Source organism: Tropicimonas sediminicola (genome assembly GCF_900188335.1).
Lineage (GTDB): Bacteria > Pseudomonadota > Alphaproteobacteria > Rhodobacterales > Rhodobacteraceae > Tropicimonas > Tropicimonas sediminicola.
In genome coordinates this window covers 62254-89022 of sequence record NZ_FZOY01000010.1, presented here as the reverse complement: position 1 = coordinate 89022, position 26769 = coordinate 62254, and the positions used below count along the sequence as shown (strand labels likewise).

Annotated in this window: 23 protein-coding genes; 16 read left to right on the top strand and 7 right to left on the bottom strand. The window is 66.7% G+C overall.

Translation table 11 applies throughout. The features are described from left to right. Window positions 1-71: 71 nt before the first annotated feature. A complete protein-coding gene (locus CHB86_RS20680; protein ID WP_089235018.1) occupies window positions 72-1448 on the bottom strand; it encodes a sensor histidine kinase in 1377 nt (458 codons plus the stop codon). Beyond that, entirely contained in the window at window positions 1448-2116 is a 669-nt protein-coding gene (locus CHB86_RS20675) for a response regulator transcription factor (RefSeq protein WP_089235017.1), read from the bottom strand. The genes CHB86_RS20680 and CHB86_RS20675 overlap by 1 nt, the downstream gene beginning before the upstream one ends. Window positions 2117-2253: 137 nt before the next feature. Here CHB86_RS20675 and CHB86_RS20670 point away from each other — a divergent pair, with 137 nt between their 5' ends. The 5 genes from CHB86_RS20670 to CHB86_RS20650 all read left to right on the top strand — a co-directional run bounded on the left by CHB86_RS20670 (window position 2254) and on the right by CHB86_RS20650 (window position 8423). Beyond that, the gene (locus CHB86_RS20670; protein ID WP_089235016.1) at window positions 2254-3342 is read left to right on the top strand and encodes a type 2 periplasmic-binding domain-containing protein; all 1089 of its coding nucleotides are present in this window, start codon (window positions 2254-2256) and stop codon (window positions 3340-3342) included. Between the two features lie 77 nt (window positions 3343-3419). After that, window positions 3420-5450, top strand: a complete 2031-nt coding sequence (locus CHB86_RS20665) for a tripartite tricarboxylate transporter permease (RefSeq protein WP_089235015.1) — start codon at window positions 3420-3422, stop codon at window positions 5448-5450. After that, on the top strand, window positions 5447-6547 hold the full coding sequence (locus CHB86_RS20660; RefSeq protein ID WP_089235014.1) for a 4-oxalomesaconate tautomerase: 1101 nt from the start codon (window positions 5447-5449) through the stop codon (window positions 6545-6547). Before CHB86_RS20665 ends, CHB86_RS20660 begins: the two co-directional genes overlap by 4 nt. Next, the gene (locus tag CHB86_RS20655) at window positions 6544-7365 is read left to right on the top strand and encodes a universal stress protein (protein WP_089235013.1); all 822 of its coding nucleotides are present in this window, start codon (window positions 6544-6546) and stop codon (window positions 7363-7365) included. Before CHB86_RS20660 ends, CHB86_RS20655 begins: the two co-directional genes overlap by 4 nt. Window positions 7366-7439: 74 nt before the next feature. Then, window positions 7440-8423, top strand: coding sequence for a D-2-hydroxyacid dehydrogenase family protein (locus CHB86_RS20650; RefSeq protein ID WP_089235012.1), 984 nt, complete (start codon window positions 7440-7442; stop codon window positions 8421-8423). Window positions 8424-8428: 5 nt separating this feature from the next. Here CHB86_RS20650 and CHB86_RS20645 read toward each other — a convergent pair whose 3' ends face one another. Next, complete coding sequence (locus tag CHB86_RS20645) at window positions 8429-9331, bottom strand: LysR family transcriptional regulator (protein WP_089235011.1); 903 nt, start codon at window positions 9329-9331, stop codon at window positions 8429-8431. Window positions 9332-9409: 78 nt separating this feature from the next. On the opposite strand from CHB86_RS20645, the gene tcuA reads away from it, so the two are divergent. Genes tcuA through CHB86_RS20630 form a run of 3 tightly spaced genes read left to right on the top strand, consistent with a single transcriptional unit; the run spans window position 9410 to window position 12981 of the window. After that, a complete protein-coding gene (gene tcuA, locus CHB86_RS20640; protein WP_089235010.1) occupies window positions 9410-10795 on the top strand; it encodes an FAD-dependent tricarballylate dehydrogenase TcuA in 1386 nt (461 codons plus the stop codon). Continuing rightward, window positions 10785-11882: a tricarballylate utilization 4Fe-4S protein TcuB gene (gene tcuB, locus CHB86_RS20635; RefSeq protein ID WP_089235009.1), complete on the top strand. Its 1098-nt coding sequence runs from the start codon at window positions 10785-10787 to the stop codon at window positions 11880-11882. Before tcuA ends, tcuB begins: the two co-directional genes overlap by 11 nt. 58 nt (window positions 11883-11940) lie before the next feature. Continuing rightward, window positions 11941-12981 (top strand): AbrB family transcriptional regulator, encoded by a 1041-nt coding sequence (locus tag CHB86_RS20630; RefSeq protein ID WP_089235008.1) that lies wholly within the window; start codon window positions 11941-11943, stop codon window positions 12979-12981. A 46-nt stretch (window positions 12982-13027) separates the two neighbouring features. Here the strand turns inward: CHB86_RS20630 and CHB86_RS20625 are convergent, their stop codons facing one another. Continuing rightward, a complete protein-coding gene (locus CHB86_RS20625; protein ID WP_089235104.1) occupies window positions 13028-13369 on the bottom strand; it encodes a cupin domain-containing protein in 342 nt (113 codons plus the stop codon). 107 nt (window positions 13370-13476) lie between these two features. After that, the gene (locus CHB86_RS20620; RefSeq protein WP_089235007.1) at window positions 13477-14334 is read right to left on the bottom strand and encodes a helix-turn-helix domain-containing protein; all 858 of its coding nucleotides are present in this window, start codon (window positions 14332-14334) and stop codon (window positions 13477-13479) included. Between the two features lie 152 nt (window positions 14335-14486). Here CHB86_RS20620 and CHB86_RS20615 point away from each other — a divergent pair, with 152 nt between their 5' ends. From CHB86_RS20615 to CHB86_RS20580, 8 genes are all read left to right on the top strand, one after another. Next, window positions 14487-15881: a family 4 glycosyl hydrolase gene (locus tag CHB86_RS20615; protein ID WP_089235103.1), complete on the top strand. Its 1395-nt coding sequence runs from the start codon at window positions 14487-14489 to the stop codon at window positions 15879-15881. Next, complete coding sequence (locus CHB86_RS20610; RefSeq protein ID WP_089235006.1) at window positions 15881-16765, top strand: carbohydrate ABC transporter permease; 885 nt, start codon at window positions 15881-15883, stop codon at window positions 16763-16765. Before CHB86_RS20615 ends, CHB86_RS20610 begins: the two co-directional genes overlap by 1 nt. Before the next feature lie 4 nt (window positions 16766-16769). Continuing rightward, entirely contained in the window at window positions 16770-17678 is a 909-nt protein-coding gene (locus tag CHB86_RS20605; RefSeq protein ID WP_089235005.1) for a carbohydrate ABC transporter permease, read from the top strand. After that, window positions 17678-18808 (top strand): ABC transporter ATP-binding protein, encoded by a 1131-nt coding sequence (locus CHB86_RS20600; RefSeq protein ID WP_089235004.1) that lies wholly within the window; start codon window positions 17678-17680, stop codon window positions 18806-18808. The genes CHB86_RS20605 and CHB86_RS20600 overlap by 1 nt, the downstream gene beginning before the upstream one ends. Before the next feature lie 17 nt (window positions 18809-18825). Further along, on the top strand, window positions 18826-20088 hold the full coding sequence (locus CHB86_RS20595; protein ID WP_089235003.1) for an ABC transporter substrate-binding protein: 1263 nt from the start codon (window positions 18826-18828) through the stop codon (window positions 20086-20088). Between the two features lie 67 nt (window positions 20089-20155). Beyond that, window positions 20156-21667 carry a polygalacturonase PglA gene (gene pglA, locus CHB86_RS20590; RefSeq protein WP_089235002.1) on the top strand — a complete coding sequence of 504 codons (1512 nt, stop codon included), beginning with the start codon at window positions 20156-20158 and terminating at the stop codon, window positions 21665-21667. Continuing rightward, window positions 21661-22758: a glycoside hydrolase family 88/105 protein gene (locus CHB86_RS20585; RefSeq protein WP_089235001.1), complete on the top strand. Its 1098-nt coding sequence runs from the start codon at window positions 21661-21663 to the stop codon at window positions 22756-22758. The genes pglA and CHB86_RS20585 overlap by 7 nt, the downstream gene beginning before the upstream one ends. Further along, window positions 22755-24125 carry a pectinesterase family protein gene (locus CHB86_RS20580; protein WP_217898352.1) on the top strand — a complete coding sequence of 457 codons (1371 nt, stop codon included), beginning with the start codon at window positions 22755-22757 and terminating at the stop codon, window positions 24123-24125. Before CHB86_RS20585 ends, CHB86_RS20580 begins: the two co-directional genes overlap by 4 nt. Before the next feature lie 441 nt (window positions 24126-24566). Here the strand turns inward: CHB86_RS20580 and CHB86_RS20575 are convergent, their stop codons facing one another. Together CHB86_RS20575 and CHB86_RS20570 are read right to left on the bottom strand one after the other, a co-directional pair. Next, window positions 24567-25388 (bottom strand): SDR family oxidoreductase, encoded by an 822-nt coding sequence (locus CHB86_RS20575; RefSeq protein WP_089234999.1) that lies wholly within the window; start codon window positions 25386-25388, stop codon window positions 24567-24569. 195 nt (window positions 25389-25583) lie between these two features. Then, window positions 25584-26582 carry an AraC family transcriptional regulator gene (locus CHB86_RS20570; protein WP_089234998.1) on the bottom strand — a complete coding sequence of 333 codons (999 nt, stop codon included), beginning with the start codon at window positions 26580-26582 and terminating at the stop codon, window positions 25584-25586. Between the last annotated feature and the right edge of the window lie 187 nt (window positions 26583-26769).

Here is a 26769-nt window from a genome sequence, read left to right as displayed (position 1 = left end):
ACGGCGGGGCGAACCCAGTGGCTCGAGGACGTGTGCGGGTGCAGCTCTGACGGGCCGCGCTCCCGCAAAGGTCAGGCCGCCACCGGGGCGGTCAGGGGCAGGGCGATCGTCAGGCTGGCGCCCTTGTGCGAGGGATTGATGCGCAGGGTGCCGCCGTGCTGCTCGGCGACAGACAGGGCGATTGCCAGTCCCAGCCCGCTGCCGTCCGACGGCTCCACCTGCGAGAAGCGGCTGAAGGCGAGCTCGGACATGTCCGGCGAAAGGCCGCGGCCGTCGTCCTTCACGGTCACCTCCGCCATCGCCCCGCGCAGCTCGGTTCCTACCGAGATGCGCGACAGATCACTGCCGCCGTGCTTCATCGCGTTGTCGACGAGGTTCTTGAGCGCCTCCGACATGAAGACGTGATCGCCGCGCACCGGCAGCGCGCTTTGGGCCAGATCGAGCTCGAAATCCTTTCCGGCGACAAGGACGGACGGGGCGAGATCGGCGCAGGTCTCTTCGACGAGCTGGTTGAGATCGAAGGGCACGAACCTGTCGTCGCCGCCGCCGTGCCGTAGCCGGTCGAGCGACAGGAGCTGTTCGGTCACGCGGGCGGCAGAGCGCGTGGCCGTGACCAGCTCGTCAAGCCGCCGGACCCGCTCCTCCTCGGTGGTGGCGTCGCGGGCGGCCTCGGCCATGGATTGCACCGCGGCTGCCGGGTTGCGCAGCTGGTGCGCGGCGTCCGAAATGAAAACCTGGTGGGCGGTGATGCTGGCCTCCACCTGCGCAAACAGCCGGTTGAGGGTCTCGACGATGCCACGCGTCTCCTCGGGGACGGCGCGCTTGATGATACTGAGATCGTTCGGGGAGCGCGCCTCGATGGCGTCTTCAAGGTCAATGAGGGGACGCAGCCCGCGCTCCACCCCGAACCAGACAACGAGGGCGAGCGTCGCCAGCAGCGCGAGCATCAGCACGGCGGCCCAGACCGCCAACTGGTTCGCGAAAGCCCGACGGTCGGCGATCCGCTGCCAGACGGTGACCGTGGCATCGCCCGTCAGGTTGTCGATCGTCCTGCGCTCGGTCATCCGAAGCACGCGCACCGGTTCCTGCCGGTAGTCGGACTCGAAGAACTGCGGGTGATAGGGGTCTTCGCTGCGCGTCCCGCCGGTGGGCGGGTAGGCGTAGCCGGTCACGTAGATGCCTCCGGGACCGGTCGCGTGGTAGAAGACCTCCCCGCCGCTCGCATCCCGGATCAGGTCGCGCGTCGAGGGGGACAGGGCGTCGCCTTCCGAGATCGCCACGTCGCGCGAGATCGCCAGCCCCGCGGCGAGCAGGGAGCGGTCGAACAGTTCCCAGGCCGTCTTCTGCGCCACGGTGAACCGCCAATACCCAAGGACGATCGCCATCAGGACGAGCGGCGTCAGGATCAGCACGAACAACCGCGTCCGAAGGGAGAAGGTGCGCGGCATCAGCTCTCGACTTCGAGCATGTAGCCGAGGCCCCGGGCGGCCTTGATCGTGACGCCATGCTCCGACAGCCGGCGGCGCAGGCGGGACACGTGGGGTTCGATCGCCTTGTCGTCGACATCGGCGCCGATCCCGTAGACGTGATCGGTCAGCATCGACCGGGAGACGAGACGGCCGCGGCGCTCCAGAAGGCATTCGAAGGTCGCCAGTTCCTTCCGCGGGATGTCGAGCACCTCGCCGCTGGCGGTGACCTGCCGCGTGGTGCGGTTGAATTCGAGCCCGCCGATCCGTTCGCGCGCGCCGTAGTCGATATTCTTGCGGCGCGACAAGGCCCGGATCCGGGCTTCAAGCTCATCCATGTCGAAGGGCTTCACAAGGTAGTCGTCCGCGCCGAGGTCGAGGCCCTCCACGCGGTCGCTCGTCTCGCTGCGCGCGGTCAGAAGGATCACCGGGACGCCGTCGCCCCGTGCCCGCAGCCCGCTCAGGACCTCGAGCCCGCTCATGCCGGGCAGGTTGATGTCCAGCACAACCAGATCCGCGCCCTCCTGCGACAGGTAGACGTCTCCCTCCTGGCCGTCGTGCAGCACGTCCACCGAGTGCCCGCGGTCGCGGAGCCGGTAGGCGATGGCGCTGGCCAATGCCTCGTTGTCTTCGACGAGCGCGATGCGCATGTCTCCTCCCGCAAGCTTCACGCAAGCTTGATCCCTGATCTTGGCCAGATCGAACGGGGAATCAATTCCCGAAATCGCAAATGGGCCCGGGAACGGAGGAGCGTTTCCGTGGTATTTGGTCAAGTGGGAGGAAACCAATGACCCAACTCAGTTTTACCCGCCGAGTCGTTGTCGGTATTGTCGCGGCTGCCGCCATGGCCGCTCCGGCCGCCGCCGAGGTGGACTTTTCCGGCAAGACGATCGAATGGGTGATCCCGTTCTCCGAGACCGGTGGTTCGGCCAAGTGGGCCAACTTCTTCGCGCCGCTGCTGTCCGAGGAGCTGCCCGGCAACCCGACCGTCGTCGTGAAGTTCATGCCGGGTGCGGGCTCGACCAAGGGCGCGAACTGGTTCCAGCAGCAGCAGCACAAGGACGGCACGTTGCTCTTCGGCTCGTCCGGCTCGACGCAGTTCCCCTATCTGCTCGGCGACCCGCGCGTGCGCTATGAATACGGCGACTGGATCCCGGTCATGGCGACCGGCACCGGCGGCGTGGCCTATCTGAACGCCGAGGACGGCGCCAAGTTCGACGGCTCGGCCAACGGCCTCAAGGACACGGACTTCATCTTCGGCTCGCAGGGCGCCACCGGCCTCGACCTGGTTCCGCTACTGGCCTGGCAGATGCTCGGCATGAACGTCGAGCCGGTCTTCGGCATCAAGGGCCGCGGTGACGGACGCCTGATGTTCGAGCGCGGCGAGGCGACGATCGACTACCAGACCTCCTCGGGCTACCTCGGCGGGTCCGCCGACCTGGTCGCCGCCGGCTCCGCCGTGCCGATGATGTCCTGGGGCGCGCTCGACGACAACGGCGTCATCGTGCGCGACCCGACCTTCCCCGACATGCCGAGCTTCAAGGAAGTCTGCGAGGCGACCGAAGGGTGCGAAACCTCCGGCGTGGCCTGGGACGCCTGGAAAGCCTTCTTCATCTCGGGCTACCCGTCGCAGAAGATCGCCTTCCTGCCGCAGGGGACTCCGCAGGACGTGGTGGACACATACGTCGCGGCCTTCGAGGCCGTCCGCAGCCGCCCCGACTTCGCCGAGCTCTCGGCCAACGAGGTCGGCAAGTACCCGATGTTCGTCGGCGCGGGCGCGGCCAACGCGACCAAGGAAGCCACCACGGTCAGCCCTGAGGCGCGGGAACAGGTCGTCAGCTGGCTGAAAGACGCTTACGGCGTTTCGCTGGAGTAACCTCCCGGCCCACGCACTCCCTCTTCGGGGGAGTGCGTCCTTCCCCAAGATAATTCAAACAATCGAAAGCGGCTCCAATGGAGATTCTCGCAACGGCCCTGCCTGCGCTTGGCGAAGCGTGGGGGCTGATCCTGCAACCCATCGTCCTGGGCTATCTCGCGCTCGGCGTCGTCATGGGGCTTGCCGTCGGCGTCTTTCCCGGCCTCGGCGGAATCGCCGGCCTCTCGCTCCTGCTCCCCTTCATGTTCGGCATGGATCCGATCCTCGGCCTGGCGCTGATGATCGGCATGGTGGCGGTCGTTCCGACCTCCGACACCTTCGCCTCGGTGCTCATGGGCATCCCCGGCTCCTCCGCCTCCCAGGCGACCGTGCTGGACGGCTTTCCCATGGCGAAGAAGGGGGAAGCGTCGCGCGCCCTCTCCGCCGCCTTTTCGGCCTCGCTCTTCGGCGGCCTCGTCGGTGCGACCTTCCTGACCCTCTTCATCCTCGTCGCGCGCCCGCTGGTGCTCGCCTTCGGCCTGCCCGAGATGCTGATGATGACGATCCTCGGTCTCTCTATGGTGGCCGTGCTCGCTGGCCGTTTTGCGCTCAAGGGCCTGGCCGCGGCCGGGCTCGGCCTGATGATCGGCACCATCGGTATCGCCGACGCCGGCGGTTCGCTGCGCATGACCACCTATGACATTCCCTACCTGACGGACGGGCTGCAGCTGGTGATCGTGGGCCTCGGGGTCTTCGCGGTGCCGGAGATCGTCTCGCTGCTGCGCCAGGACCGTTCCATCGCCCAAGGCGCGAGCCTCGGCGCCGGCTGGATGGACGGGGTGCGCGACTGGTTCGCCAACATCTTCCTCTCCATCCGCTGCTCGATCATCGGCGTGATCGTGGGCGTGATCCCCGGTCTCGGCGGTTCGGTCGTGGACTGGATCGCCTATGGCCACACCGTCCAGACCACCAAGGACAAGACCAACTTCGGCAAGGGCGAAGTGCGTGGCGTGATCGGTCCGGAGAGCTCGAACAACGCCAAGGAGGGCGGCGGGCTCGTGCCGACGCTGCTGTTCGGCATTCCCGGCTCCGGCTCCATGGCGATCTTCATCGGTGCGGTGGCCCTGCTTGGGTCGGGCGACATCGAAGTCGGCCCCGGCATGCTCAAGGACAACCTCGACATCACCTATTCGATCGTCTGGCTGCTGGCGCTCGCCAACGTGCTGGGCACGGTGCTCTGCATCGCGGCCTCCGGCGGCATCGCCAGGCTGACGACGATCCGCTTCACCTATCTCGCGCCGTTCCTGTTCATGCTGATCAGCTTCGCGGCCTTCCAGTCCGGGCAGAACTTCGAAGATCTGCTGGCGCTGTTCGCCATCGGCCTCATCGGCATCTTCCTGCGCCGCTTCGACTGGTCGCGCCCGGCCTTCCTGATCGGTTTCGTGCTGTCGAACCCGGTGGAGAAGTTCACCAATCAGGCGTTCCAGATCGCCTCCTTCCGCTTCCGCAAGAGCTTCGAGGAAGGGATCGACTACATCTTCTCGCCAATCGTGATCGTGCTGATCATCATCACCGTCGTCTCCGTGGTGCTCGGCCTGCGGCAGGCCAAGCTGATCATGGCCGAGGGCGATGTGCAGTCCGGCGGCAAGCGTGCGCCGCTGATCTTCCTGCTGGTGATCATGGGGTACCTGACCGTCGCTCTGATCAACGCCTCGCTGATCCCGAACTACAACATGACGGACAAGATCGTGCCGCTCGTCGTGGGCGGGCTGTCCATGGCCTGCTGCCTCGTCCTGCTGGTGCAGATGATCCGCCGTCCCGAGGGCGACGCCATCTTCGCCGACAAGGAGGTCGCCGGAGAAGACGCCGATGCGCCCTACGGTCTGTGGCAGACGCTGGCCTGGTTCGCCGGGCTGATCGCCGCAACCGCGCTGGTCGGGTTCATCCTCGCCCTGCTTGGCTTCCTGATCGCCTTCCTGCGGGTGCGGGCAGGGGCAAGCTGGCCGAAGACCCTCGTTCTCACCGCCTGTGGCATCGCCTTCATGTGCTTCATGGCGGGCATGCTGAACCGTGACTTTCCGCCGGGACTGCTGCAGTCGCTGGTGGACCTGCCGTGGCCGCTGACATGACCCAGAGAGGCATTCCCTTCATCTTCATGCGTGGCGGCACGTCGCGCGGGCCCTACTTCCGGCGCGAGGACCTGCCGGAGGATCGCGAGACGCTGGCGGACGTCCTGGTCGCCGCCGTCGGGTCCGGGCACCCGCTCAACATCGACGGGATCGGCGGCGGGGCCGCCGTGACCACCAAGGTCGCGATGCTATCGCGCTCCGACGACACCTGGGCGGACGTGGACTATTTCTTCGCGCAGGTCTCGGTCGAGGACCGGCTGGTCGACTTCAAGCCGACCTGCGGCAACATTCTCTCCGGCGTCGGCCCGGCGGCGATCGAGATGGGGCTGGTCGAGCCGCAGGGCGACGTGACCGAGATCCGCATCCGAGCCGTGAACACCGGGGCGCAGGTGCTGGCGCGGGTCCGCACACCGGGCGGGCAGCTCACCTACGCGGGCGATGCGGCCATCGCCGGCGTTCCGGGAACCGCGGCGCCGGTCGAGCTCTCCTTCATGGGGGTCGTCGGCTCCTCCACCGGGGCCTTCCTGCCCACCGGAAACCTGCGCGACGAGATCGACGGCATCGAGGTCACTTGCATGGATGTCGCCATGCCGGTCGTCATCGCCCGGGCCGGGGATTTCGGCCTTACCGGCCATGAAAGCGCGACGGAGCTGGACGAAAACCGTCCGTTCTTCGAGCGCATGGAGGCGATCCGCCGCGTGGCTGGCGAGAAGATGGGGATGGGCGACGTTTCCCAGTCGGTCACGCCCAAGTTCGCCATCCTCGCGCCTGCCAGGCAGGGCGGCACCATCGCCGCGCGCTACTTCATGCCCCGCAACACCCACCCGACCATGGCCGTGACCGGCGCCCAGTGCATCGCCTCCTGCGCCCTGACGCCTGGGTCGGTGGCCGACGGATTGCTGGAACGGCCGGCACACGGGCCGGCCGAGGTCGTGCTCGAACATCCCTCCGGCACGATCGACGTGCTGGTGGATTTCTCCCTCGACGGCGGCTTCACCCTGAACGCCGCGGGTCTGGTGCGCACGGCGCGCAAGCTGGCGGATGGCCAAATCTACGTTCCCGGTTCTGTCTGGGAAGACACGGAGTTCGACGCATGAAAATCCGGAACATCCTCGTTGCCTTCAACGGCTCGGCAAGTGCCGAGTCGGCACTCCGGTACGCCGCATCGCTCGCACGCGGCGGCGGCATCCGGGTTACCGCGCTGCTGGCGCATTCCGAGCACGAGACGGTCGACAGCCACGCAGCCTGGGTGCCCGCGCGGGCGCGCCAGATCATTGCCGAGGCCAATGCCGAGATCATCAATGCCGTGCGCTCGAAGTTCGATGCCCTCAAGGCCGAACTCGAACTGGGCGACAGGCTCCGCTTTGTCGAGGCGTCCGGGCGGGTCGACATGGTGATCGCCGAAACGGCCCGCGGCTTCGACATACTGATCCTCGGCCGCCCGAAGCCGGGCGATGCCGACTCGCATGTGACCCTGCATCCCGACCGCATCGCGCTGATGAGCGGGCGGCCCATTGTCGTGGTGCCGCAAGGCTACGATCGCGAGGCCAGCCATGCCGAGGCAGCCATCGCCTGGGACGGCAGCCGCGCTGCCGGGCGGGCGCTCTACGACAGCCTGCAACTGCTCGAGGACGAAGGGCGCGTGACCCTGCTGACCGTGGAAGGCACCCGGCTTCCGCGACCGGTGGAGGAGGTGCTCGACCACCTTGCCCTGCACGAGGTCGAAGCGCGGCACGAGGAACTCGCACTGCATCATGGCGTCGGCAGAACCCTTCTGGCGTTCACGCGGGAGCGCAATCCGGGCTTCCTGGTGATGGGCGCCTACGAGCATTCCAAGTTCCGGGAGGACTTCTTGGGCGGGGTCACCGCGCGCGTGCTGAACGAGATCGACATCCCCGTTCTGCTGTCCCATTGATGGCGCGGCAATCGAGGGTCTCCTTGAAATGCCGTGCTCTCCAATCCTTTGACATTTCGGGGAATGTTACACCGATGAAGGTCCATATTCTCGACGACTGGTTCGACACGCTGAGAGGGTTGCCGTGTTTCTCGCGTCTGGCCGCGCATGACGTGACAGTCTGGACCGATCACGTGGAAGACCCGGTCATTCTCGCGCAGCGGCTGGCGGAGGCGGAGGCGCTGGTGCTGTTCCGGGAACGCACGAAGATCACCCGAGACCTGCTCGAACGCCTGCCGAACCTCAAGCTGATCAGCCAGCGAAGCGTCTACCCCCATGTCGATGTCCCGGCCTGCACGGACACGGGCGTGCTGCTGTGCTCGAACATGCACGCCGGCACGCCCTCCTATGCTGCGGCCGAGCTTACCTGGGCGCTGGTTCTCGCCGCCATGCGGCAGTTGCCGGCGCAGATGGCGTCGCTCAAGGCCGGGCATTGGCAGATGGGTGTCGGGCGGACGTTGCGCGGGCGCAGGATCGGGCTCTACGGATATGGCCGCATCGCCCAAACGGTCGCGGACTATGCCCGTGCCTTCGGCATGGAGGTCGTCTGGTGGGGTTCGGAGGCGGGGCGCGAGAGGGCTCGCGCCGCCGGCGAGACCGTTGCGGAGAGCCGCGCCGAGTTCTTCTCGACCAGCGACGTCGTTTCGATCCATGTCCGCCTGAAGCCCGAGACGCGGGGCATCGTCACCTCCGGCGATCTCGCGGCGATGCGCCCCGACGCGGTCTTCGTCAACACCTCGCGTGCCGGGCTGGTCGAGCCGGGCGCGCTTCTGGCGGCGCTCGACGCCGGCCGCCCCGGAACGGCGGCTGTCGACGTCTTCGATACGGAACCCCTCACGGATCCCTCCGATCCGTTGCTCTCTCATCCCCGGCTGATCGCGACGCCGCACATCGGTTTCGTCACGGAGGATGAGTTCGACCTTCAGTTCGCGGACATCTTCGACCAGATCAACGCCTATGCGGCGGGCGAGCCCATCCACATGATCAACGCCGAGGTCTGGGCGGGGAGCGCGGACTGACCCACTCAGGTGGACGGACGCACCGCCGCCTTGAGCGCCGCGACAACCGGCGAGTCCTTCTGCCCGATGCGGGAAAGCAGGCCGATCGGACGCAGGATCGTCGGCGCGGGCATCGGTCGGACAACGATGCCCACCGAGAAGCCGGGCGTCACGGCGGAGCCGGGAACCAGCGCGATCCCGCTGCCGCCGCTCACCAGCTCCAGCGCCGTTGTCGACCGGTGCACCTCGTAGGTCCAGGCATGTGGCAGTCTCGCCCGCGCCATGGCGTCGTCGATCAGCAGGCGGTTGCCGGTGCCGCGACTGGGAAGGATCAGCGCCTCGGCGTCGAGATCTGCCCAGTCGATGCGCTCCCGACCCGCCAGCGGATGCCCGGAGGGCAGGGCAAGGACCATCGGGTCGTCGAACAGCGGCTCGAACTCCGTCCCGCTCTCCGACACCGGCACGGAGCAGATCCCGAAATCCGCATCGCCGTGCGATACGGCCTCGGCGACGGCATTGGCTGTCAGGTCGAGAAACCGGATGCGCGCCCGGTATCCTTCGCCGCGGAAATGACGGATCGCCGCCGGCAGCAGCGCGGTCACCACCGTCGGAATGACGGCGACGGTGACCACCGCGTTGCGCTGGTGGGCGAAGGCCACGCTTTCGTCGCGCATCGCCCGGGTGGTCTCCTGCGCATCCTCCAGGATCGCCTCGGCGCGGGCCCGGAGCCTCTTTGCCGCAAGCGTCGGCTTGACCGCGCGCGTCGTCCGCTCGAACAGCTCGGAATCGAGCGCGATTTCAAGCTTCTGGACCCTGCGCGTGATCGCCGATTGCGACAGGCTCAACGAGCTGGCGGCGGTGTGGAAGGAGCCGGTCTTCATCACCGCGAGAAAGGCTTCGAGATCGCTGAAATCGAAATTAATGCGCATATCGCATCAATCTCAGGAAAAGCGGCATTGGTCAAATCAAACCCGCGCCGATATCCCGGAGCCAGCAAGGGAAGAGCCATGACAAGCCAATTCGACATTGCGGTGATCGGCGGCGGCAACGCGGCGCTCTGTGCGGCCATGACGGCGGCGGAAGCGGGCGCGCGCGTGCTGATCCTGGAGACCGCCCCCAAGTCTTACCGGGGAGGGAATTCCCGGCACACCCGGAACTTTCGCTGCATGCATGGCGGCCCGCTGGGCCCGCTGGTCGACAGCTACGGCGAGGAGGAATACTTCGCCGATCTGCTCAAGGTCACCAGCGGCAAGACCGACGAGGGCCTCGCCCGGCTGGCGATCCGCACCAGCGAGGAATGCCTGCCCTGGATGGAGGCACATGGCGTGCGTTTCCAGCCGTCCCTGTCCGGCACGCTCTCGCTGGCGCGGACGAACGCGTTTTTCATGGGCGGGGGAAAGAGCCTGGTAAACGCCTATTACCGCACCGCCGAGAGCCTCGGGGTGGAGGTGCTCTACGAGGCTGCCGTCACGCACCTGGAGCTGGAGGGCGACCGCATCGCCTGGGTGGACTACACGCATGAAGGCGCCACGCACCGGATAGAACCGAAGGCGGTCATCGTGGCCTCGGGCGGTTTCCAGGCCGATACCGAGTGGCTTACGCGTGCCTGGGGCCCGGCGGCGGAGAATTTCCTGATCCGGGGCACGCCCTACAACCGCGGCGTCGTGCTGGCCGACCTGCTGGAGCAGGGCGTCTCGCAGGTGGGCGACCCGACCCAGTGCCATGCCGTCGCCATCGACGGTCGCGCGCCGAAGTTCGACGGCGGCATCGTCACCCGGCTCGACTGCGTGCCCTTCTCCATCGTCGTCAACAAGGACGCGGAACGTTTCTACGACGAGGGCGAGGATGTCTGGCCGAAGCGCTACGCGATCTGGGGCCGGCTCGTGGCCGCGCAGCCCGACCAGGTGGGCTACGTCATCATCGACGCCAAGTCGCTGGAGCTGTTCATGCCCTCGGTCTTCCCCCCGATCAAGGCAGACACGCTGGAGGAGCTGGCCGACAAGATGGGCCTGCCGCCGGCGAAACTGCGCGCCACCGTCGAGGCGTTCAACGCCGCCTGCGGCGATACCTCGGCCTTCCACCCGACGGAACTCGACGGCGTGGCGACAACCGGGCTCGAGCCGCCCAAGACCAACTGGGCCCGGCCGATCACCGAGCCGCCGTTCTACGGCTACTCGCTGCGCACCGGGGTCACGTTCACCTATCTCGGGCTCAAGGTCGACGAGACCGCGCAATGCAGCACCGAGAGCGGGCCGATCCGCAACCTCTGGGCCGCGGGCGAGACCATGGCAGGCTCGATCCTTGGGCAGGGCTATCTCGCCGGATTCGGCATGACCATCGGAACCGTCTTCGGACGCATTGCAGGACGGGAGGCCGCCGCCTATGCCGCTTGATCTTCTCCAGGAAGCCCGCCGTCAGGCCGAGATCTGCAATGCCTGCCGCTATTGCGAGGGCTATTGCTCGGTCTTCCCGGCGCTGCACCAGAAACGCGTCTTCACCGACGGCGACATCACCCAGCTCGCCAACCTCTGCCACAACTGCCGTGGCTGCTATTACGCGTGCCAGTACACCGCGCCGCACGAGTTCGACCTGAACCTTCCCAAGGCGCTTGCGGAAGTGCGGCGTGACAGCTGGGAACGTTTCGCCTGGCCCGCGCCGGCGGCCCGGGCGTTCCATACTCACGGCACCATGATCGCCGCGGCGAGCGTCCTCGGCTTCGCGCTCCTGTTCCTCGCGATCCGCGCCATCGGCTCGGCGGGCGGCGAGGGCTTCTACGCTGCGCTGTCCCACAATGCGATGGTGGCGATCTTCGCCCCTGCCTTCCTCTTCCCGCTGGCGAGCCTCGCCGTTGGGCTGCGCCGCTATTGGCGGAGCGTCGGCGGCGCGCGCATTCGGTGGGCGCACCTCGTGGGCGCCTTCGGTATGGTGGCGAAGATGAAGGACCTCGCCGCCGGACACGGCGACGGCTGCAACTTCGAGGAGGAAGACCGCTTCTCCCATGCCCGCCGCTATGCGCACCAGCTCGTGATGTACGGCTTCCTGCTGTGTTTTGCCGCGACCAGTGCCGGCACCGTGATGCATTATGGCTTCGGGCTGCACGCGCCCTACGGGCTGTTCTCGCTTCCCAAGCTGCTCGGCGTGCCGGGCGGGGTGATGCTTGCGGCCGGAACCGGCTGGATCGCATGGCTCAAGCTTTCGGCCGACCGGGAGGTGGGCGACGCGACCGCCTGGGGCGGAGAGATGGGCTTCGTCCTGTTGCTCGGCTTCGTCGCCGTCAGCGGTCTCGCGCTCTATGCTCTGGGAGGGACGGGCGCGATGCCCTTGATGCTGGCGCTGCACCTCGGCGCGGTGCTGAGCTTCTTCCTGCTGACGCCCTACACCAAGATGGCGCACGGCTTCTACCGGCTCGCGGCTCTGGTGCGGGATGCGCAGCGCAAGCAGGAGACCGCCCCGGGCACCGGGAACGAGGCCACGGCGTGACGAGGGCAGGGGCGCATCGCGCCGCTGTACCGGGCCGGGCAAGACCGGTCGGCAGATCATGACCGCAGCCCCCCGATACCGGAGCCCGCGGCTCTGGACCTTCGCGATCGCCGCGGGTGGCGTGCTGGCCTTCTACCTGGTCGGCCTGCCGCTGCCGTTTCTGCTCGGCCCGATGTTCGCCTGCCTCGGCGCAGCGCTGATCGGTGCAAGGCTCGAAGGGCCCGGAGCGCTAGGCGCGCTGTTCCGGACCGTTCTCGGCGTCGCGGCGGGCGCGGCGTTCACGCCCGATATCATCGGCCAGGTGCCGGACATGCTGCGTTCGCTCGCGCTGGTTCCTGTCTTCGTCGGCCTGATCGCGCTGACCGCCTATCCGCTGCTGCACAACGTTTTCGGCTATGACCACGTGACGAGCTACTACGGCGCGATGCCCGGCGGGTTGCAGGACATGGTCGTCTACGGCGAGGAGGCCGGGGCGGACATGCGCGTCCTCTCGCTTATCCACGCCACGCGCGTGCTGCTGCTCGTCAGCCTCGCGCCCTTTGCGCTCGCGCATATCTGGGGGGTGGATCTCACCGCCAGTCCCGGCGCGCCGGCCCGTGACATCCCGATCCACGAGATCGCCCTGATGATCGCAGCGGCGATTGGCGGATGGCAGATCGCGAAGCGCGTCGGCCTGTTCGGCGCCTCGATCATCGGTCCCCTGATCGCCACCGCCTGCCTGTCCCTTGCCGGGCTCATCACCCATCGTCCGCCGGCCGAGATGGTCTGGGCGGCGCAATTCTTCATCGGCGTCGGCGTCGGCGCGCGCTATGCGGGCGTGACCTTCGGGGAGTTGCGCCGCACCGTGCTCGCGGGCGCCACCAACGGCCTGCTGCTGGCCGCCGTCAGCAGCGTCTTCATCGCCGGTGTCGTCATGCTGGGCATCGCTCCGGGGCTCGACGCCTTCCTGGCCTTCCTTCCCGGCGGACAGGGCGAGATGGTGGTGCTTTCGATCGTCGCGGGGGCCGACCTGACCTACGTGGTGCTCCACCACGTCTTCCGGCTCGTCCTCGTCATCACGCTCGCGCCGCTGGCGATCCGGTGGATCCGGCGCCGATGACGCGGCAAACGGCGCTCGCTGCCGTTCGCTCGTCCAGCCGCTTCGCTCAGAGGCGGATGACGTATTCCTTGGTGGTCGTCTCAATCACTTCCCAGGTGCCGGAAAAGCCCGGACGAAGGACGAAGCTGTCGCCCGCGCGGACCTCGAACGCCTCGCCGCCGTCTTCGGCGATGATCGAATGCCCGTCGAGGATGCGGCAATACTCCCACTCGTCGTACCGGATCTTCCACTTGCCCGGGGTGGAGCGCCAGGTCCCGCAGTAGAGCCCGTCACGTTCCTCGAGATTCCACGTGGTGAACTGGGGAGATCCCGCGATGAGCCTGTCGGCCGGGGGATGATCGGCCTCGGCCGGTCCGTCAGTGGTGATGCGGAGAAAGGTTTCTGACACGGTGGCACCCAATCCTGATCTGCGATTGAGATGTCATATACCGACTTGGCGCGGCTTGGCAGGGGCGCAAGTTGTCGGGGCCGCGGGTTTTCGACGTAATGCCGGGGTCAGCCCCCTGCTTCGGGCGTAGGCTGCCCACGATAGGTCGATGGGCTGACGCCCAGGTGTCGCTTGAACATGCGGCTGAAGAAATACGGGTCCGTATAGCCGAGTTCCGCCGCCACGGCCTTTACCGTCAATCCCATGCCCAGCCGGTTCGCGGCGAACTCCATGCGTTTCAACTCGCGAAACTTCTGCGGCGTCTGGCCGATCCGCTCGCGGAAGGCCCGCCGGAAATAGTCGGGGTTGTAGGGCACCGTCCGGAGCGCTTCCTCGACTCCGGCGCCGAGGGGATCGGCCGAGAGCCTGGAGGCGACGAGCATGATCTGCATGGAGAGGTGATCGGCGCTCTCGGGAACGGACCGCTCCACCAGCCATTCCTGGAACGCCTCCTCGAGGTAGGCGAGGAGCAGCACCATGAACTGATGGTGCTGCGCCAGGGTCGTTCGGTCCGTGGGCGCGCTTTCCCGGAAATACCGGATCATGGGTTCCAGCACCTCCCAGTTCGGCATGCGGACAACCTGCTTCAACGCCATCTGCCGGATGAGGTCGCCGCGGCGAAAGAATTCCAGCGAGAAATGCTGCGCGATCCCCACGATCGGCGTGTCCCCCGCATTGGAGCCGCGAAACCGCGTGTGGGCGGGGATCAGCATGCCGTCCCCGGGGGTGAGAATGACCGGTTCCGGCGCATGTCCGACCTGGTAGCTGATCTGGCCCGACAGGCAGATGATCAGGTCGTGCACGGGGTTCAGCTTGTCGATCCGCCATCCCACGTCGTGCTGCATCTTGATGGTGGAGCGCGCCAGTCGGAGCGACAAGGAGCCAACGGGAATGTGGCTGAGTGGTGAATGTTCGGTTTTGTCCATCCTTTTCTAAGATTACCACCATTCACGCGCTGCTTCCAGCGCCGTAACCTCTCACACAAGATGCGAATTCGTGTTCGAAAGCGGATTTCGCAAGTAAACGGGAGGAAAAGATGGAGGTCCGGCCTTGGGTTGGAGCCCATCGCACGTTCGAAATGGACGATTCAGACCAGCATATACCTGTCAGCATCGCCTTCATCGGCGGGGGATCCCTCAACTGGGCCGCCGAGCTGATGGCTGACCTCGCCCGTGACACGCGCCTTCGGGCGAATGTCCGGCTGTTCGACATCGATCACGCGGCCGCACGCCGAAACGCCGAGATCGGGGCCCGCTTCGCCGGCGTCTCCCGGGGAGCGCCTGCCTCCTACACTGCCAGCGCCAGTCTGGCGGAGGCGCTGGACGGCGCCGATGTGGTCGTGATCTCGATCCTGCCGGGCAGTTTCGACGACATGGCCCAGGACATCGCGATCCCGGCCGCGTTCGGCATCCCGCAGGCGGTGGGCGACACGGTTGGCCCCGGCGGCTTCGTCCGCGCGCTGCGGGCGATCCCGATGCTCGCCGAGATCGCCCGCGCGATCCGCGACCATGCCCCACGCGCCCATGTCTGCAACCTGACCAATCCCATGAGCGTCCTGACCGGCACCCTGCACGCGGTCTTCCCGGGCATCCGTGCCTGGGGCGAGTGCCACGAGGTCACGAAGATCCGGCGGCAGGTTGCGCAGATCGCCAACGACCGCGCGGGCGAGGCGCATTATGGACATCGGGACGTTCAGGTGAACGTGCTCGGGATCAACCACTTCACGTTCGTCAACCGCATCTCTCTCGCGGGCCGTGACATGATGCCGGCCTACCTGGAGTTCGTCCGGGCGCATATGCAGGAAGGCTGGGTCCAGACCGAGCCGGGCAAGGATGAAGAGCACGCACGGTATTTCGGAACGAAGAACCTCGTGGCCTTCGACCTCTTTCGGCGCTTTGGCATCCCGGCCGCCGCCGGCGACCGGCACCTTGCCGAATTCCTGCCGGTGTCCGACTACCTGAACGCCCCCGAACGCTGGGGATTTGCCCTGACGCCGGTCGCCTACCGGGTGCGGGACAGGGAAGCAAAGCTGCAACGGGCGGAGGCCCTGCGCACCGGCGAGCGCGCACCGCGGGCCAGCCGGTCCGACGAGGCGCTGGTCGACCAGATCGTGGCGCTGATGGGGGGCGAGGCTCATGTCAGCAACGTCAACCTGCCCAACATCGGCCAGATGCCCGACCTGCCCGAGGGGTCCATCGTGGAGACCAATGCCGTCTTCACGCAGGGCGGCGTCGCGCCGGTCTGCGCGGGCCGCCTGCCGGCGGCGCTCGGCACACTGGTGCGGGACCACGCGCTGCGGCAGGCCGCCTTGCTCCGGGCGGTGCTCGATGCGGACAGCGCGGCGCTCTTCCCGCTGTTCCGCAGCGATCCGCTTGTCGCGCCGATGCCGGAGCAGGCCGCGCGCGAGATGTTCGCGCAGATGCTCGCGGCGACATCCCATGTTCTTCCCGATGACCTGAAAGGAGCGGCCTGATGGGTGGTGACAGCAAGTATCTCGGGCTATGGTACGTGGCCCCCTACGTGATCGGGCTGCTGCTCTTCACCGCGTTTCCCTTCGTGGCCTCGTTCTTCCTGAGCTTCACCGATTACGACCTGCTGTCGCGCCCGGAATGGGTCGGCACGAAGAACTACGAGAAGCTCTTCACCCGCGACCGCACCTTTGACAAGTCGCTGAAGGTCACCCTGATCTACGTCTTCACCACGGTGCCGCTGAAGCTGACCTTCGCGCTCTTCATCGCGGTGGTGCTGAACTACCGCCTCAAGGCGATCAACCTGTTCCGGACGGCCTATTACGTGCCCTCCATCCTCGGCGGCTCCATCGCGATCGCCGTGCTCTGGCGCTACATCTTCGCCGATACCGGGCTGGTCAACATGGTCATCACGGGGCTCGGCGGGGAGCCGGTCAACTGGTTCGGGGAGCCGTCCAACGCGCTCTTCACCATCACGCTCTTGCGCTGCTGGCAGTTCGGCTCGGCGATGGTGATCTTTCTCGCCGCGCTGCAATCGGTCGACAAGTCGCTCTACGAGGCGGCGGCCATCGACGGCGCGGGCCCCTGGCGCATCTTCCGCCACGTGACGCTGCCGCTGATCACGCCGGTGATCTTCTTCAACCTGATCATGCAGACCGTTCAGGCGTTCCAGGAGTTCAACGGTCCCTACATCATCACCCAGGGCGGTCCGCTCAAATCGACCTACCTGCTGCCGCTCTACATCTATGACGAGGCGTTCAAGAGCTTCGACATGGGCTACGCGTCGGCCATCGCCTGGGTGCTCTTTGCCATCATCATGGTGCTGACCCTGATCGCCTTCTGGTCGTCGAAGAAGTGGGTCTACTACGCCGGCGACAAGAGGAGCTGACCCCATGGCCAACATTTCCGAAGTCAACGTCCGGGCTGCCGCAATCCCGCCCACCGAGATCGAGGTCAAGCTGCGCCGCCAGCGCCGGATCTCCTCGACCCTGCGCTACAGCCTGCTGACCATCGTCGGGCTGATCATGATCTACCCGCTGATCTGGATGATCGGCGCCTCGTTCAAGACCAACGCGGAGATGTTCTCGTCCGCCGGGTTCTGGCCGAAGGAGCCGACACTGCAGGGCTATATCGACGGTTGGAAGACCTCCACGCCCTACACCTTCGGGCATTTCTTCCTCAACTCCCTCTGGATCGTCATCCCCAAGGTGATCGGCACGGCGATCTCCTGCACCCTCGTGGCCTATGGCTTCGCGCGCTTCGAGTTCCCGGGCAAGAAGATCCTGTTTGCCACCGTGATCGCGACGCTGCTGCTGCCGAACGTGGTCACCCGCATCCCGCAGTACCTGCTGTTCAGGGAACTCGGCTGGCTCGACAGCTTCCTGCCGCTCTGGGTGCCTTCGGCCTTCGCGGGCGACGCCTTCTTCGTCTTCATGGTGATCCAGTTCCTGCGCGCCATCCCGCGTGACATGGAAGAGGCCGCGCGGGTCGACGGGGCGACGACGATCCAGACGCTGCTCTACATCGTGGTGCCGATGCTGGCCCCGGCGATCATCTCGGTCTGCCTGTTCCAGTTCATGTGGACCATGAACGACTTCCTCGGGCCGCTGATCTACATCTCCTCGGTCGAGCATTACCCGGTGAGCCTGGCGCTCAAGCTCTCCATCGACACGACCGAGGCCTTCAACTGGAACCAGATCCTCGCGATGTCGGTGCTCACCCTCACGCCCTCGCTGATCGTGTTCTTCATGGCCCAGAAATATTTCATCGAGGGCATCTCGTCGGGAGGAGTCAAAGGCTGATGGCTGAACTGCAACTCAAATCGGTCGTGAAAACCTATGGCAACGGCTTCAAGGCGGTGCACGGGATCGACCTCGACGTTCACGAAGGCGAGTTCATGGTGCTCGTCGGCCCGTCGGGCTGCGCCAAGTCGACCACGCTTCGGATGATCGCCGGGCTGGAGACGATCACCGGCGGCGAGGTCCGCATCGGCAACCGCGTGGTCAACGATCTCGTTCCCGGCAAGCGCGGCATCGCGATGGTGTTCCAGAACTACGCGCTCTACCCGCACATGAAGGTGCGGCGGAACCTTGGCTTCGGTTTGCAATTGCGCGGGACGCCGAAGGACCAGATCAACGCGGCGACCAACGAGGTGTCCGGCGTGCTCGAGATCGAGGAGCTGCTCGACCGGCTGCCCAAGCAGCTTTCGGGCGGGCAGGCGCAGCGGGTGGCGCTCGGGCGGGCCCTTATCAAGCAGCCGGAGGTCTTTCTCTTCGACGAGCCGCTGTCGAACCTCGACGCCAAGCTGCGCGCCTCGATGCGGGTGCGGATCACCGACCTGCACAAGCGCCTGCGCGAGGAGGGGCGCCCCGCCACGGTCGTCTACGTCACACACGACCAGGTCGAGGCGATGACGATGGGCGACCGGATCTGCGTGATGAAGGACGGTTACATCATGCAGGTGGCCGATCCGGAGACGCTCTACGAGCGCCCCGCCAACGCCTTCGTCGCGGGCTTCATCGGCATGCCGGAGATGAACCTCTTTCCGGCCGTGCTGACCCGCGACGGCGACCTGCCGCAGCTGACGGCGGGCGGGCAGACCATCGCCATAGCCGAGGGGCTCGCCCACCGGATCCAGACCGGGAACGGCCCGGTGACCTTCGGCATCCGGCCGCAGCAGTTGCATGTGGTCGCGCCGGGCAGCGAGGGCGCTTTCACCGCCACGATCAGCCATGTCGAGTTCATGGGGCACGAGGTGAACCTGCACGCCAGGCTTGGCGACGCGCAGCTCGTCGCCGTCGTGCCTTCGGACCGTTTCGAGAAGCGTTTTGCGCGTGGCGAGAGCGTCGGCCTGCGGCCGGCCGGGTCCCATGTGCACCTGTTCGATGCCGATACCGGCGAGAACGTCTCGCTCGCCACCGCAGCACACTGAGTTCAAGGGAGGAAAACATGAAACTCAGCCTACTGAGCCTCGCGCTCGCCACGACAGCTCTCGCGACCAATGCCAGCGCAGCCGATCTTCGGATGAGCTGGTGGGGCGGCGACAGCCGCCACCTCGCCACGCAGGAAGCCCTGAAGGTCTGTGGCGAGAAGCATGGCCACACCATCAGCCCCGAGTTCACCGGCTGGTCCGGGCATTTCGAGAAGCTGACCACCCAGATCGCGGGCGGCACCGAGGCCGACATCATGCAGGTGAACTGGCCGTGGCTGTCGATCTATTCGGCGAATGGCGACGGGCTGGCCGATCTGAAGGAACTCTCCGGCATCATCGACCTGTCGAACTGGGACGAGGCCCAGATCGAGGCCGGTTCGATGGCCGGCAAGCTGAACGGCCTGCCCGTGTCGACCACCGGGCGCCTGTTCGTGTTCAACAAGACAACCTGGGAAAAGGCCGGGCTGGAGCTTCCGAAAACGTGGGAAGACCTGATCGCCGCCGGGCCGGTGTTCCAGGAGAAGCTCGGTGAGGATTACTACCCGTTCGAGGCCGCCGCGCTCGACGCCTCGCTCATCATGACGCTCTACGGCACCCAGAAGACCGGCAAGCCGCTGATCGATCCGGCGACCAACGAGATCGCCTGGACCAAGGAGGAGCTGACCGAGGCGATCGAGTTCTACCAGAAGCTGGTCGACAACCACGTCATCATCCCGTGGAAGCAGGTCGCCGCTGCCGGCAACGTGCCGCTGCAGGAGAACCCGAACTGGGCCGCCGGCAAGATCGCGGGCACTTACCAGTGGGATTCCACCTACTTCAAGATCTCCGATCCGCTCCAGGAGGGTCAGGAACTGGTCTACACCGACCTGCTGAGCCAGGACGGCGAGAAGACCCCGGGCATCTACCGCAAGGCCTCGATGGTGTTCTCCATCTCGAAGAACTCCGCGAACAAGGAAGCCGCGGCGCAGATCGTCAACTGCCTGCTGAACGAGCCCGAGGGCGTTTCGGCACTCGGGTCCACCCGCGGCGTGCCGGCCTCCACGACCGCCCGCCAGCAACTGATCGACGCCGGCGACATCGAGCCGATGCAGATCGAGGCGCAGGACCGGGTCATCAACGCCAAGGGGCCGGGCATCCACCCGATGATGGAGCACCCGGACGTGCGCTCGGCGCTGCAGGACAACCTGGAGCTCTTCGCCTATGGCGAAATCGACGCCGCGACCGCGGCCGACGAGATGATCTACGCGATCGAGGAAGCCCTCGAAGACGTCAGATCCTGACCTGACCACCACTCCGGAAGCCGGGCCCCCGTGGCCCGGCAGCCCACCACCTGAAACGGATACCCCCATGGCCGGCCTTCGCGTTCTTGCGACCACCGCGAGAACCCTTTCCCTCCTTTTGGCGCCCGACGGCGCGCGGTTCGCGCTGTCGGAGCCGATCTCCTGGACGCTCCGGGACGCGGAAGGCCGGCGCGTGGCGGCCGGTGAGGCGCGGGCGGCCGCGCTCTTCCTCGACGGGCTAACCCCGGACACGGGTTACAGGCTCGAGACCGACATCGGCACGCTGGAGTTTCGGACGCAGCCCTGTGCCGGGTTGGTCGAGGCGGCGGATTTCGGCATCGACTCGATGCACCCGGACAACACTGAAGCCTTTGCCCGAGCCATCGACGCGGTGCCCCCGAGCGGCACGCTCCGGCTCGGGCGCGGCCGCCATGTTACCGGTCCGTTGTTCCTGAAGCCGCGGATGACGCTGCATCTCGACGAGGGCGCCGAACTCGCCGCCCGATCCGACCGGGAAGGCTGGCCAATCCTGCCCGAACGTACCGCGGACGACCGCGTTCTGGGCACCTGGGAAGGCCTGCCGGAACCCTGTTACGCGGCGCTGCTCACGGCGATCGACTGCGATGGCCTTGCGATCACCGGGCGCGGCGTGATCGACGGCGGCGGAGATCGCGGCGACTGGTGGCACTGGCCGAAGGAGCGCCGCAACGGCGCCCGGCGGCCGCGCACGCTCCATCTCGTCCATGGGGCCGATATCAGCGTCACCGGCGTCACCTTCCGCAATTCGCCGTCCTGGACGGTGCATCCCTACCGGTGCCGCCGGTTGCATGTTTCCTCCGTGAGGATCGAGAACCCGCCCGACAGCCCGAACACCGACGGGCTGAACCCGGAGAGCTGCGAGGCGGTCGAGATCGCGGGCGTGGATTTCTCCGTCGGCGACGATTGCATTGCCATCAAGGCGGGCAAGCGCGGCCCCGGACAGACCGACCACCTGGCGCCCACGCGCGACGTCCGGATCTCGCATTGCCGGATGCAGCGCGGGCACGGAGCGGTCGTCCTCGGCTCGGAAATGTCGGGTGGCATCCACGGCGTCACGATCTCGGATTGCGAGTTCCACGCCACCGACCGCGGACTGCGGCTCAAGACGCGGCGGGGCAGGGGCGGCACCGTCGAGCGGGTGTCCATGCGCAATGTCGAGATGTGGGACGTGCCGACGCCGCTGGCAGTCAACGCTTTCTATTTCTGCGATCCCGACGGCAAGGACGACTGGGTCCAGAACCGCGCCCCGGCGCCGGTGGACGAGACCACGCCGAGGTTGCGCGGGATCAGCCTGACGAACGTTCGCGCGCATCGCGTCTCGCTTGCCGCGGCGGCCGTGCTCGGCCTGCCCGAAGCGCCGGTCGAGGGGATCGCTATTGCGGGCTTCGAGGTCTCCTACGATCCCGATGCGCGCGCCGCGGAACCACTGATGGCACTCGGCGTCGAGCCGGTGCGCCATGCCGGCGTGATTGCCCGGAACGCCGAGGTCACCGGCACCGTGACCTGTTTCACAGAGGACGAGGACATGACCCCATGCTGATGGAGTTTTTCGACACCTATGTCCGGGCCTACCACCCCTACAAGAACGGGGCATGGTGCTATGAGGATGGCTGCATCTATCGCGGACTCGAATGCCTTCACCGGGCCACCGGCGATCCGCTCTGGAGCGATCACCTCGCCCGCCTTGTCGACGCGCGGATGGAGGGCGGGCCCGTCCTCTCGGGCTACGATCCCAACGAGTACAACATCGACAACGTGCTGCCCGGGCGTGCGCTGCTCTACTTGCACGAGATTACCGGCAAGCCGGTCTATCTCGACGCGGCCGCCCTGCTGGCCCGCCAGCTCTCCACCCATCCGCGCACGCGTTCAGGCGTCTACTGGCACAAGCTCCGCTACCCGTGGCAGGTCTGGCTCGACGGGCTTTACATGGGTGCGCCTTTCCAGGTCGGCTATGGCCTGCGGACCGGCGACGAGGCCCTGGTCGCCGACGCGCTGGCCCAGGTCGGCACGGCGCTCGACATGACACATGTGCCCGAGACCGGGCTCTATGCCCACGCGGTCGACGAGGCGCGCAAGCAACCCTGGGCCGACCCGGAGACGGGCCATTCCCGCGCCCACTGGGCCCGTGCGCTCGGCTGGCTCGCCATGGCGCTTGTCGACATCGCCGAGCTTGTGGGGCCTCAGCGGTTTGCGCCGCTCTGTGGCCGCACCGTCAGCCTGCTCGAGCGGATCGACGCGCTGCGTCAGCCGGACGGCCTCTGGCTTCAGGTCATCGACCGCCCGGACCTTGCCGGGAACTACGAGGAGAGCTCGGCCTCGGCGATGTTCATCTACGCCCTGCTTCGGGCCAAGGCGCTCGGGCTCTGGAACGGCGCGCCGAATGGGCTGCTAGAGCGGCTCACGGCACAGGCGCTGCGCCCGACCCCGTCAGGCGGCGTGGAGTTCGCCGAGATCTGCGAGGTCGCCGGACTGGGCAGGTTCGGGGACCGGTTCCGGGACGGCTCCGCCGAGTACTACCTCTCCGAGCGGCGGGTGGCCGACGATGCCAAGGGGGTCGGACCGCTGATGATGGCTGTCGCGGCCGATCTCGAGCTGGTGCAGAGCCGGCCGGCGATGCGCGCCAGCCGTTGAGCCGCTTCCCGGACTGGCCGCCAGACGCCGCCCCGATCCCCCGGACGGCCTTGTCGCGCGGAGTGGTGCTGTCCGGCGCTGGCCTCAAGGGGCTCGCCCTTGCCTATCCTTGGGTTCCGGAGGTGCGGGACGGGGATACGTCGCCTGACGACTACATCGTCGACAGCGAAGCGCCCGCGGACCCGCCACGCCGCTTCCGGACCCTGCAGGCCGCAGTCGACCAGGCGATCCGGGATGGTGCGGGAGCGCGGGACGATGGGCGACGGGTGATCCGGATCGCGCCCGGTTTCTACCGGGGGCCCGTGTTCCTGCCGGCGGAAGCACCGCCGCTGTCTTTGCTGGGGGCCGGGTCAGAGAAGGTGACGCTGGCCGCCCGGATCGACGCGCAAATGCCGGGCCGGGAATACGAGGAGCGGTTCGACGCGGATTTCGCCGCCGCGCCGCCGCCGGTGCGTGCCCAATTCGCCCGTATCGCGGCGCGCGAACGGATCACCACAGGCAATACGGCGGTCCTGCGGATCGAACGTAGCGACACCTGCGTCGCGGGCCTGACGATCCGCAACGATTATGCCTGCGACCGCAGGGAGGCCGCGCCGCCTGGCGCGGTCCCCGATGTCAACGGCCGCTACGCGCATGGCCAGCACCAGGCCGTTGCCTGCCATGTCGCCGGTGCGGATCGGGTCCAACTGCTGGATCTGCATCTCGAGAGCTTCCAGGACACCCTCTACCTGCAGAGCCCTGTGGCGGGCATCGGGCGCAGCTACCTGTCCGGCTGCCGGATTTCCGGCGATGTGGACTTCATCTTCGGCGGGGCTACCGCCTTCTTCGACCGATGCGAGGTCGTCACGCGTGGCAGCCGCGGCGCCAGAAGCTGGGCGCTGGCGCCGAGCACCAACCTCTGGATGCCCCACGGGTTTGTCTTCGACCGCTGCCGTTTCTCGCATGACGGTTCCGAAGCGGGGCGAGACGGGACAAGTTTCCTCGGCAGGCAGTGGTTCGAGGGCGTGCGCGCCACGCCCTATTGCGTGCCGAACGGGGCGCAATACCGCTGTGTCCTTGGCGATGCGGATAACCTCGATGCGCATGTTGGGCAGATCAGCCGACGGTGCCTCGAAGCGGTCGGCAAATGCATCGTCCTGAACTCGCAGATTGGCGCCCACATCTCGAGGGCACCGCCCTGGGACGCGTGGTCCGCCGGCGACTGGTCGCCTCGATACCGTCCGGTCCAGGCATCGGGCAGAGAGTTTCTGCGCTACCTCGATGCCTGGCTCGCGGAGATGAAGCGGGACTACGCCTGCGTCTGCGCGCATCCGGCTTGGCTCCGGGTCGAAAACTGCACGACCTGCCAAGATCGCGTAAGGTCCTAAGACTGCTAGGGAAACCGGCTCTTTCGCAGGCGCGCCGCCGCCTTGTCGGTGATCAGCCATGGCGCAAGACGCGCGTCCAGCAGGGCAAACGCCGCCGTCCAGAAAGCGGATCATCAGGCAGGCGGCGCCCAGCATCGGGAGCGGATGTGATCTCCGGCTCGCCATGCCACGCCAGCGGGAAAGCCGCGCCAGCGGGAAAGCCGCGCCAGGTGGAGAGCCGCGCCAGGTGGAGAGCGGAAGGCAGTCGCTCCGGGAACCAGTTCGGCCAGCGTCATGTCGTCGAGAATGCCGGAGATCAGGGCGTCCGCATGCACCGCCGCGGCTCGTGCGGCGGTGCAGCCTTGAGAAGGAAACCTGCCGTGCATCGCCGCGCTCCATGACGGTTTCCGCAGTGTCCAGTTCGAACACATGGACGAGATCTTGCAGGAGATCGGCGCGGGATCAGATCTTGTCGAGGCCGAGTTGGGCCTTGAGGCCCCCAATAAATGTCGCGTCGTCGAGCGCCTTGCGGTTGTCCAGCAGCTCCACGGCGTCGGCACCGGCACGATACCGCAGCGTGTCGCTGCCGTCGGTGACGGCGTTCCAGATCACCTCGGCCACGACGATCGGTTCGGAGCCGGCCTGAGCGCCGGCCCAGGCGCCGAAAAGGGCCTGCACGACGGGCTGGTATTCGGCCATGCTCTCGTCGTTGACCATGTCGAAGGAGCGGCCGCCGAAATCGGTGTTGATCATGCCGGGTTCGACGATCTTGACCTTGATGCCCGCGGCTTCCAGTTCGAAGTGCAGAGCTTCGGAGATGCCTTCGACGGCGAACTTGGTGCCGTGGTAGAGCGTGCCGAGAGGGAACGTCATCTGGCCTCCGATGGAGGAGACGTTGACGATGGTGCCGAAGCCCTGCCTGCGCATGTGGGGCAGAACGGCCTTGGTGGTCTCCAGCAGGCCGATCACGTTGGTGTTGAACTGGCGGCGGATGCGATCCATCGGAAAGGCTTCCAGCGGGCCATAGGCGCCGTAGCCGGCGTTGTTGAGCAGCGTGTCGATCTGGCCGAAGCGCTCGATGCCGGCCGCCACGGCGGCCTCTATCGAGGCCGGGTCGGTCACGTCGAGTCGGGTGACGAGGACGTCCTCGAGCCGGTTCAGCTCCTCTTCGGCTTCGGGCGTGCGCATGGTGGCGACGACGTTCCAGCCGCGGGAGGCGAAGAGCTTCGCGGTTTCCCTGCCGATGCCGGAGGAGGCGCCGGTGATGAGGATGGTCTGGGTCATGGTCTGTGGTCCTTCACGTCTGTCGCTTCGTTGAAATCAACATAGGTCCGCGCGACTTTCGGCACATTGACCGATGGTGCCATTGTTATGGGGCATTGCGCCAATCTGGCTGGCGTTCAGGATCGAACGAGCGATGCCGATGGCCTCCTAGCGGCCACCGGGCCACTTCGGCACGCTGCCGGATCCCGCCAGAGGTCAGTTCGACAATTGCTTGCGCATGTCGGCCGGGGTCTGGCCCGTCCAGCTCTGAAAGGCGCGGTAGAATGAGCCGGGATCCCGGAAGCCGAGGAGATAGGAGATCTCCACCACGCTCAGGTCCCGCTGCTTCAGGTAGTGGAGCGACAGGTCGGAGCGGGTCTCGTCCAGCACGTTCTGAAACGTTCGACCTTCTTCCTTCAGCTTGCGCTGCAAGGTGCGTTTGGACAGGTGCAGCCGTTTGCAGATGTCGTCGATCGTGTTGTGACCGCTCGGCAAGGCCTCCAGCAGCGCATTGCGCACCCGTTCGGTCATTTCGACACTGGCATTGCGGTTGAGCATCTTCTTGCGAAGCTTGTCCTCGAACCCGGCCCACATCTCCTCGTTCCGGGTGATGAGCGGCAGGGTTGCATCGTGGAGCGAGAAGGTCAGGTGGAAGTGGTCGGAGGGTGTCGGCGTCACCCCCAGCATCGGCACCAGGGGTGCCCAGTCGTGGGGTTCGCCAATCATGCCGACTTCGAGCGGCACGATCTGTTCGCCGGTGAATATCCGGCAACATTCGACGAAATAGGCGGCCTCGAACCGTGCGCAGGCCGCCGGCATGGCCACGGTCGGATCGACCGACGTGTATGTGACGACCAGGGCATCCTCCTGCCGCTGTACGTCGAGGTGGATCGGTCCCATCAGCGGCTTGAAGAGCGCCAGGCGCGCCAGCCCCAGCTCGATGTTGGGAGAGCAGGAGAAGGCGAAGATCGGCGGCACGAAGGGGCCGCGGGCAAAGGCCTGGCCAAGGCGCAGGGCAATATCCTCCCGACCATATTCGGCCGCAACGGCCTCCCAGAGCGCGAACCAGTCCCGGGCTGACACGCCGCGTGTTTCCGCCGCGAGATGGTCCTCCGGAAGCCCCGCGCGACGCAGAACCCGCTCCGGCGAGATCTTGAGGAGTTGCGTCACCTGACGGATCGAGTCCGCAATGAGGTATCTCTCGCGTGTTCTCATCTGGGGGCCCTCGTCCGTTCGCTCTCCACTTCAATCGGTCGCGGCGGCGGGCAGATCCAGTGGCCGGCGGGCGTTTGGCGCCATTCGACATGATTTTGGCGCGATTGGCCATATCCGTGGGCGGGTCAGGCCCTCTTGACAGGAGACGCGTTGGCCAGTGGCCGATCGCAGGGCGTGGCATCGTCGA